The sequence below is a fragment of the Mesorhizobium sp. M1A.F.Ca.IN.022.07.1.1 genome, assembly GCF_003997575.1.
Classification (GTDB): Bacteria; Pseudomonadota; Alphaproteobacteria; order Rhizobiales; family Rhizobiaceae; genus Mesorhizobium.
On record NZ_RZST01000289.1, the window covers coordinates 1 to 7,615 of the forward strand.

Sequence of the window (7,615 nt, forward strand, 5' to 3'; positions counted from 1 at the left end):
GGAAAAGCCGGTTTCCATGCGGTGGCGCAAATGATGAATAGAAATCTCAACAATGCCGTCTAAGTGAGGCTGCGCACTTTTGTTTTCGCCTTCGCTCACGGTCGACCGCTCCCGCCTCGACAGGTCGAAGCCGGCGTCCGGCCACGCGGGCTTCAGCAACAGCACGTCGTCGGAATCGATCATCGTCGCATTGGCGGCGTCGCGATGCTCGGCCCACACCGGGCCCTCATAGAAGGCGGTGAGCGCTTTCCTCCTGGCCTCCATGTCGGCGAAGCCGCGCAGCCAGACGAACATGTCGGGACGATCGAGGTCGCGGAACTGGCCGATAACGGTCATGCCCACGGCTTCCTGGCTCTCGATGAACTCCCGGTCGAACAGCGCGATAAGCGTTTCGCGATCGCCGGGTTTCAATGTGTATTGCCTGAGCTCCACGATCGGCGACGCAAGGCGGGAAGGTCTGTTCATGGCTAGACTCTCGAAAACAGGGTGTTCATCCTGTTTATAAACAGACCGGTTGTCCTGTTTTGTCAATATGCTACGTTCTTCCCCTTCTCTCCGACGGGGAAAGGTGGAGGTGGCGATGCGCAAGAAGCGCACCAACGATCCGCAGGGCATGCGGCGGCGCGTGCTCGACGTGGCGGAAGATTGCTTCCAGGCGCGCGGCTACCACGCCTCGAGCCTCGGCGACCTGATGGCGGCGGCCGGCGTCACCGGCGGCGCGCTGCACCATCATTTCCCGACCAAGAAGGCGCTGGCGCTGGCGGTGATCGAGGAGCGGGTGGCGGCCGCGGTTGAGGAGACCTGGATCGAGCCGGTGCGGGCGGCGCCTTCGGCGCGCAAGGGCGTGCGCGCCGTGTTTGAGGCGGTAGCGGCCGCGCTCGAGCAGCAGGGCTATGTGCGCGGCTGCCCGCTCAACAATCTGGCGCATGAGCTGTCGCTCGCCGATCCCGATTTCCGTATTGCGTTGGCCGATATCTTCGCCGGCTGGCGGCGGGCGATCTCCGACAAGGTGCGCGCCGATCAGGAGGCCGGCCGGGAAGGTGGGACCGATCCCGACCGCTTTGCCGCGCTGACGGTGGCGGCTTACTCCGGCGCCATGTCGATGGCCAAGGCCGAGCAGGATGCCGGTGTGTTGCGGCAGTGCCTGGAGGGTTTGGAGCGGGTCGAGCCCCCGCCATCACAGAACGGTTCGCCCGCCAGACGACGCCGCAGGGTGGTGCGGCAGCAGGCAATCCGCTGATGCCGGTATGAGGATCATCGTAAGTCCCTGACTGAAAGGCAGCCTTCACTCCCTCAGCGGCTTGATCGTCTCGAACCCCACTTCGCTCTGCGCGCTCGTCCCCTCGTCGTAGCGCCGCGCCAGCACCGCTTGCAGGTCGGGCGAATAGAGCGCGGTGAAGCTGTCGATCACCGTGCCGGAATCGCCGGTCAGCGTCTCTTTCACCGTCAGCACCGTGTATTTGCAGTCGCCCAGCTTGTAGGTGTCCTTGCCCTTGACGCTTAAAGCCAGTGTTTCGGTGCCCTTCGGCGCCTTCTTCGCCGAAAGCCGCACGAACTCGGTCTTGCTCTTGGCACCGGCCTTCAGCGGGAAGAGCTTTTTGAGGTCGCCGAGCGGGATCATTGACAGCCGGCCCGTGTCGCTATCGCGGAAAATCTCGATCAGCCCGGCGTAAAGATATTGCGTCTGCGGCGATTGCGACTGGTAGTTGTTGGCGACCGCGACCATGCCGCCCGGCGCCGGCCGGAACTCGCTGCGGATGCCGGGCTTCTCCAGCACGAAGCCGGCCTTGGCGGATTTGGCGTCCACGCAGTCGGCCGCCTCGGCGGCGCCGGTGAGGGCAAGCATGGAGAGGGCCACACAGGTCGTCACGGGTTTCATGCCTTCTCCCCTGGAAATGTGTTCTGGAAGGAATGACAGACCCTCTCTGCGCTGTCGACCCAAAGTGCCCTTCACGAATTCAACCAATGCTTGAAAAGAGCCGCCAATCTGGACGATCCGGCGCTGAAAATGTTCCAATGGCGCGATGATGAATCGCTTATCCTCAGCATTCTTGTCCCGGCGCGATTTCCTGGCCCGGGTGGCCGGCCTTGCCGCGACCTGCGCCCTGCCGGACACCACTTTCGCCCAGACCGGCCAGCCTATCCAGCCGATTGACGCCACCTTTTTGTTCATCGCCGATATCCATGCCTGCCGCATGGCGACCGGGCTCAGCCCGCATTGCGAGCAGGAAGGCAAGACCGATGCGGCATTGCTGCGCAATGTGGCCGCGCTCAACGCAATCGACGACAAAGAGTGGCCGGCCGAGATCAACGGCGCTGCCACCGGCCTGCGCTCGGCCGGCACACGCATCGGCACGCCGCTCGGGGTCGTCACCGGGGGCGACATCACCGACGATGGCGGCGGCCAGATCACTGAGCCGAGCGAAGGCACGCAGCTTCTGCAGTTCAGCCAGCGCTACCAGCAAGGCATCGGCCCTGATCGCGTGCATGTCCCGGTCTATGTCGGGCTCGGCAATCACGATCTCGACCAGAATGGGCCGACGCGCCATGTCGACTGGTACCGTCGCGAGATGCGCGACTATGTCGAAGTCAACCATCGCCCCGGCGTTTTCTTCAAGCCGCCGGTGCCGGCGACCAATTACGATGTCGACACCGATTGCTATTCCTGGGATTGGGGCGGCCTGCACCTCGTCCAGACGCATCGCTTCGCCGGCGACACCGGCCATGACGCGATAGGCAGCCTGCCATGGCTGAAGCAGGATCTGGCGACCTATGCCGGCGACGGCCGTCCGGTGATTCTCTTCCAGCACTATGGTTGGGACACCTTCTCGGTCGAGCGCTGGGATCCAGTGAAGCGCACCTATGGCGAAGGCGGCGCCGGCCGCCCGCACTGGTGGGGCGACGCCGACCGCCAGGCGCTTCTCGCCACGCTGAAGGGTTATAATGTGATCGCCATTTTTCACGGCCATCAGCACGCAGTGCCGATGATCTACCGGCGCGACGGGCTCGACCTCGTCAAGCCGAAGGCGGCCTTCATGGGCGGCTTTGCGCTGGCGCGGGTGACCGATGACCACATGGACGTGGTCTTGGCTGAGGCGGCCGGCGACCATGGCGAGGTCGTTTTCACCAACGCCTTCACCAAAAGCTGGGCCACCTGAAGGGAGAAAGCGCGCCGGGTAGAGTTGTCCAGGCCTGTTGTTCGAGCTGTTCTGCGGTGTTGACGCCGTCGGCGCTCAAAGACGAACAGGCCGGCGCGCGGGTCGGCCATTGCCTCGCGGCGTATGGAGTCAGAGCGCCTTGCGAGCCTTGTCCTTCACGTCGCCATAGGCCTTGCGCACCCTGCCGGCGATTCTTTCGGACATGCCTTCCACCTGCAAGCGCCGGCTGCCGGTGGCCTTGCCGGCCGCCTGCTTCAGCCTGCCTTTTACCTGCTTGGCGATGCCGGCAACTTGATGCCTGTTCACCATATCCGCATCTCCTGGGCCTGGAATAGGAGCGGGATGCGCCAACCGCATCCGCCACGACAACGAACGGGCAATGTTTGAGTTCCGTGCGGCCTGCCGCATCACGCCGCTGTCGGCATGACGGACAGCCCGTGCCGGGCGTTCGAGATCTGACCGCGGGGCCTGCTGGTCACATCGCTTTTTTGAGCATGGCTTTCATGTCGCCACAGGCCTTCTGCACCTGGCCTGCCGACTTGTCCGCCATGCCCCTGATTTCCATCGGCCGGTTGCCGGCGGCCTTGCCTATGGCTTGCCGGATCGAACCTTTGATCTGCTTCGCCAAGCCCACTATTTGGTCCATGTTCACCATCTCCGCATCTCCCGGAGATCCAATTCGCGAGGAGAAACGGGCCGGAGTGCTTCGCGGTTCCGTTGCGCCAAAGCACACCGGTCGAGGATAATTGACCGGCGACCGAATTCGGCATAATATGTAACCAAATGGATACGCATTATGCCGCAGGCTGAGCACGACCGTTCCGTCTTCCGCGCCATCGCCGATCCGACGCGGCGCGCCATCCTCGACCGGCTGCGGCAGGGCCCCGCGCCGGTCAACGAACTGGCGTCCGCCTTCTCGCAGAGTCGGCCGGCCATTTCCAAGCATCTGAGGATACTGCGCGAGCTCAACGTCGTTTCCGAGCAGCGGCAGGGCCGCGAGCGAGTCTACCGGCTGGAGCCGGCGGAATTGAAGGATGTCGCCGACTGGATCCTGCCTTACCGAGACTTCTGGCAGCACAGCCTCGGCAATCTCAAATCCTACCTGGAGAATGAATGATGGCCATCCAAGACAAGCCGCGCGCGATCGCCGACATTTCCGCCGGTACCATCCTTGCCACGGTGACGATCGCCGTGCCGCCGGAGCGCGTCTTCCGCGCCATTACCGCTGAGGACCAGATCCCGCTCTGGTGGGGCGCCGACAACATGTACCGGACGACGGAGCACACGGCCGATGTCCGGCCGGGCGGCGCCTGGCGCTCGGAAGGCAAGGGCGCGGACGGGCAGGACTTCCATGTCGCCGGCGAGTATCTCGAGGTCGAGCCGCCGCATCGTCTGGTGATGACCTGGAAGGCGCCCTGGGACGGCGATAACCTCACCACCGTCACCTATACGCTCGAAGCCGTCGAGAACGGCACCCGGCTGACGCTGCGCCATGACGGCTTCGGGTCGCGACGGGACTCCTGCCGCGATCACGGTTCCGGTTGGGAGCGCGTTCTGGGCTGGTTGGACGAATTCCTTGCCAAGGAGACGGCTGCCAGGTCGCCTTCGGTCTTCCATTGCCGGCTGATTCCGCCGCGTCCGGATTTCGCCTTCACCCTGACGGAGGAGGAGAGGGCGCTGATGAATGCGCATGCCGACTATCTGCGCGGCCTGCTTCGTGAAGGCAGAATGATGATTGCCGGCCCAGTCGCCGATCCAGCCGGACCGTGGGGGCTTCTGATCCTGCAGGTCGGCACGGAAGCCGACGCCAGGGCGGTTACCGAAGGCGACCCGGTGGCGCGTTCCGGCCGCGGCTTCCGCTATGAAATCCTGCCGATGATGAGCACGATCATGTAAGGCGGATGGAAAACGCCTCTCGCGCTTTTCAGGGCGCCGCGGGAGGCGTCTTTTGTTATCAGCTTTTCTCGATACTCGTGAACTGCCGATAACAGGGACAAAACCGCCAGCCGGCAAAAGGGTTCCCGGCAAAACAAAATTTTTTGCTCGGCCGGATGCGACGCATTTCCCGGCTCCGTGCTAAAGGCACTTGCCAGCATGAGGATAGCCTTGCCGCACGACCGACCCTGCCCGACCCTGCTTGACGCATCAGCCGCCTTCGACTGCCAGAGCTGCGGCGCCTGCTGCGCCTATTCGGCGGACTGGCCGCGCTTTTCGACCGAAGAGGATGCCGAGCTCGACCGCATCCCCGATGAGCTGGTCGCGACCGACCTGTCAGGCATGCGCTGCGAGGACGGCCGCTGCACCGCGCTTCGCGGCGAGGTGGGCAAGCAGACGGCCTGCGCGATTTACGAAGCCCGCCCGCATGTCTGCCGCGCCTGCATGCCCGGCGGCGACGACTGCCTAATGGCAAGGGCCGCCCATGGGCTGGCGGCGGAGAGCGTGATCTCCCCCCTCGAGGGGGAGATGGCCGCGAAGCGGTCAGAGGGGGTCGTCTCACATAAATCGCCAACGTGATCGCGTCGCGGAAAAGGCCGCGCTCTACACGAGGCGAGCCCCCTCTGTCGCCTTCGGCGACGTCTCCTCGCGAGGGGACCACAAGGGGGAGATTACTTTCTTCCCCGCTTGCCCACGCTCGGACCTCCCGATACCTTCCGCGCCGTGCAGGCCATGGAGGAAACCGTGAGCATCGAATTCCTGTTGACGTCGCTGATTATCGTCGCTTCGCCCGGCACTGGCGTTCTCTACACGCTGAGCGCCGGCCTCTCGCGCGGCGCTCGCGCCGCGATCATCGCCGCTTTCGGCTGCACGCTGGGCATCATCCCGCACATGGCGGCGGCCATCACCGGCCTTGCGGCGGTGCTGCACACAAGCGCCGTCGCCTTCGAGACTCTGAAATATCTGGGCGTCGCCTATCTGCTCTACATGGCCTGGAACACGCTGAAGGAGAAGGGCGGCCTTGCTCTCGATCAGAACGCCGCGCCGCGCTCTGCCCGCAAGGTGATCACCTCCGGCATCCTGATCAACATCTTGAACCCAAAACTGTCGATCTTCTTCTTCGCCTTCCTGCCGCAATTCGTCAGCACCACCGAGCCGCACGCTTTCGCCAAGATGCTGGAGCTGTCCGGCGTGTTGATGCTGATGACCTTCCTTGTCTTCGCCGTCTACGGCGTGTTCGCGGCTTCGGTGCGCAGCCATGTCGTGTCGCGGCCGATGGTGCTGACCTGGATGCGCCGCACCTTCGCCGGCGCCTTCGTCATGCTGGGGGCCAAGCTGGCGCTGGCGGATCGGTAAGCGAACCGTGATATAGCCCATCGCCTCGACTATCGCCGACGCGGATCAGGTTGACGCAGGGATGGCCGAGCGCTGGCGCTGGCGCTGGCGCTGCTGATCTCCCTCCTTGAGGGGGAGATGTCGCCGAAGGCGACAGAGGGGGTCGCCGCGCGTTGGAGCGCCAGCGCCTTCGTTGCAAGGGAGTCGTCGCCGGCGCCTTATGTGCGGGACCCCCTTTGCCCTGCCGGGCATCTCCCCCTCAAGAGGGGAGATCGGCTGTTGCGCGGGCCTTCGCCAATCGCAACACTTCGCAACAGTATAGAAGCCCGCCTTTGGACCGGCTGCCCGCATGCCAAACAAAAAGGGCGACATGTCTGCCGCCCTTTCCATATTCGCTGTGGGACCGGACTTCTTAGAAGTCCATGCCGCCACTCAAGCCGCTTGCGGGCTTGAGCAATGTTCAATGATGGGCGTGCTTTATGGACTTCTTAGAAGTCCATGCCGCCCATGCCGCCCATGCCGCCGCCAGGCATACCGCCCGGCATACCGCCGGCGGCTTCCTTCTTCGGAGCCTCGGCGATCATGGCTTCGGTGGTGACCAGCAGGCCGGCGACCGAGGCCGCGTCCTGGAGAGCGGTGCGAACGACCTTGACCGGGTCGACGATGCCCATGCCGATCATGTCGCCATACTCGCCGGTCTGGGCGTTGAAGCCGTAGGTCGCAGCCTTGTTCTCGAGGATCTTGCCGGCAACGATCGAAGCCTCGGCACCGGCGTTGGCCGCGATCTGGCGGGCCGGAGCCTGCAGCGCGCGACGAACGATGGCGATGCCCGCCGCCTGGTCAGCATTGACGCCGGTCGCCTTGACGGCGTGCGAAGCGCGCAGCAGCGCGACGCCGCCGCCGGGGACGATGCCTTCCTCAACGGCCGCGCGGGTCGCGTTCAGAGCGTCGTCAACGCGGTCCTTCTTTTCCTTGACCTCGACCTCGGTCGCGCCGCCGACGCGGATCACCGCGACGCCGCCCGCGAGCTTGGCCAGACGCTCCTGCAGCTTCTCCTTGTCGTAGTCCGAGGTGGTCTCCTCGATCTGCTGCTTGATCTGGGCAACGCGGCCCTGGATCTCGGCCTTCTTGCCGGCGCCGTCGACGATGGTGGTGTTCTCCTTGGAGATCGACACCTTCTTGGCGCG

The 7,615-nt window shown here is 64.5% G+C and carries 10 protein-coding genes and 1 pseudogene; 6 read left to right on the top strand and 5 right to left on the bottom strand.

All coding sequences use genetic code 11. The features are described from left to right. On the bottom strand, nt 1-465 hold a 465-nt coding region (locus tag EOA75_RS25120), incomplete at its 3' end, for an NIPSNAP family protein (protein ID WP_164747548.1). Between the two features lie 115 nt (nt 466-580). Between EOA75_RS25120 and EOA75_RS25125 the strand changes: the two genes are divergently transcribed. Next, nucleotides 581-1,240, top strand: coding sequence for a TetR/AcrR family transcriptional regulator (locus EOA75_RS25125; RefSeq protein WP_082953879.1), 660 nt, complete (start codon nt 581-583; stop codon nt 1,238-1,240). A 45-nt stretch (nt 1,241-1,285) separates the two neighbouring features. Here the strand turns inward: EOA75_RS25125 and EOA75_RS25130 are convergent, their stop codons facing one another. Continuing rightward, nucleotides 1,286-1,879, bottom strand: a complete 594-nt coding sequence (locus tag EOA75_RS25130) for a hypothetical protein (protein ID WP_127217106.1) — start codon at nt 1,877-1,879, stop codon at nt 1,286-1,288. 145 nt (nt 1,880-2,024) lie between these two features. On the opposite strand from EOA75_RS25130, the gene EOA75_RS25135 reads away from it, so the two are divergent. After that, nucleotides 2,025-3,158 carry a metallophosphoesterase gene (locus tag EOA75_RS25135; protein WP_095802557.1) on the top strand — a complete coding sequence of 378 codons (1,134 nt, stop codon included), beginning with the start codon at nt 2,025-2,027 and terminating at the stop codon, nt 3,156-3,158. Between the two features lie 129 nt (nt 3,159-3,287). On the opposite strand, the gene EOA75_RS25140 is transcribed toward EOA75_RS25135, so the two are convergent. Both EOA75_RS25140 and EOA75_RS25145 read right to left on the bottom strand, forming a co-directional pair. Next, the gene (locus EOA75_RS25140; protein ID WP_095784086.1) at nt 3,288-3,467 is read right to left on the bottom strand and encodes a CsbD family protein; all 180 of its coding nucleotides are present in this window, start codon (nt 3,465-3,467) and stop codon (nt 3,288-3,290) included. 166 nt (nt 3,468-3,633) lie between these two features. After that, nucleotides 3,634-3,813: a CsbD family protein gene (locus EOA75_RS25145; RefSeq protein WP_095802556.1), complete on the bottom strand. Its 180-nt coding sequence runs from the start codon at nt 3,811-3,813 to the stop codon at nt 3,634-3,636. A 141-nt stretch (nt 3,814-3,954) separates the two neighbouring features. On the opposite strand from EOA75_RS25145, the gene EOA75_RS25150 reads away from it, so the two are divergent. The 4 genes and pseudogenes from EOA75_RS25150 (at nt 3,955) to EOA75_RS25165 (ending at nt 6,449) form a co-directional block, all read left to right on the top strand. Next, nucleotides 3,955-4,275: a metalloregulator ArsR/SmtB family transcription factor gene (locus EOA75_RS25150; RefSeq protein WP_067001113.1), complete on the top strand. Its 321-nt coding sequence runs from the start codon at nt 3,955-3,957 to the stop codon at nt 4,273-4,275. Next, nucleotides 4,272-5,054, top strand: coding sequence for an SRPBCC domain-containing protein (locus tag EOA75_RS25155; RefSeq protein WP_245466729.1), 783 nt, complete (start codon nt 4,272-4,274; stop codon nt 5,052-5,054). The genes EOA75_RS25150 and EOA75_RS25155 overlap by 4 nt, the downstream gene beginning before the upstream one ends. Before the next feature lie 198 nt (nt 5,055-5,252). Then, a pseudogene (locus EOA75_RS25160) lies at nt 5,253-5,570 on the top strand (YkgJ family cysteine cluster protein); the annotation flags it as partial. A 267-nt stretch (nt 5,571-5,837) separates the two neighbouring features. Beyond that, nucleotides 5,838-6,449, top strand: a complete 612-nt coding sequence (locus EOA75_RS25165; RefSeq protein WP_127325427.1) for a LysE family translocator — start codon at nt 5,838-5,840, stop codon at nt 6,447-6,449. Between the two features lie 467 nt (nt 6,450-6,916). Here EOA75_RS25165 and EOA75_RS25170 read toward each other — a convergent pair. After that, nucleotides 6,917-7,615 (bottom strand): TCP-1/cpn60 chaperonin family protein (locus EOA75_RS25170; RefSeq protein WP_281058554.1); only part of this gene is annotated, 699 nt, incomplete at its 5' end.

What these genes read in the sequence shown, in the direction of transcription:
- EOA75_RS25125 (WP_082953879.1), top strand. Translation starts at nt 581, where the DNA reads ATGCGCAAGAAGCGCACCAACGATCCGCAGGGCATGCGGCGGCGCGTG.
- EOA75_RS25130 (WP_127217106.1), bottom strand. Translation starts at nt 1,879, where the DNA reads ATGAAACCCGTGACGACCTGTGTGGCCCTCTCCATGCTTGCCCTCACC.
- EOA75_RS25135 (WP_095802557.1), top strand. Translation starts at nt 2,025, where the DNA reads ATGATGAATCGCTTATCCTCAGCATTCTTGTCCCGGCGCGATTTCCTG.
- EOA75_RS25155 (WP_245466729.1), top strand. Translation starts at nt 4,272, where the DNA reads ATGATGGCCATCCAAGACAAGCCGCGCGCGATCGCCGACATTTCCGCC.
- EOA75_RS25140 (WP_095784086.1), bottom strand. Translation starts at nt 3,467, where the DNA reads ATGGTGAACAGGCATCAAGTTGCCGGCATCGCCAAGCAGGTAAAAGGC.
- EOA75_RS25150 (WP_067001113.1), top strand. Translation starts at nt 3,955, where the DNA reads ATGCCGCAGGCTGAGCACGACCGTTCCGTCTTCCGCGCCATCGCCGAT.
- EOA75_RS25145 (WP_095802556.1), bottom strand. Translation starts at nt 3,813, where the DNA reads ATGGTGAACATGGACCAAATAGTGGGCTTGGCGAAGCAGATCAAAGGT.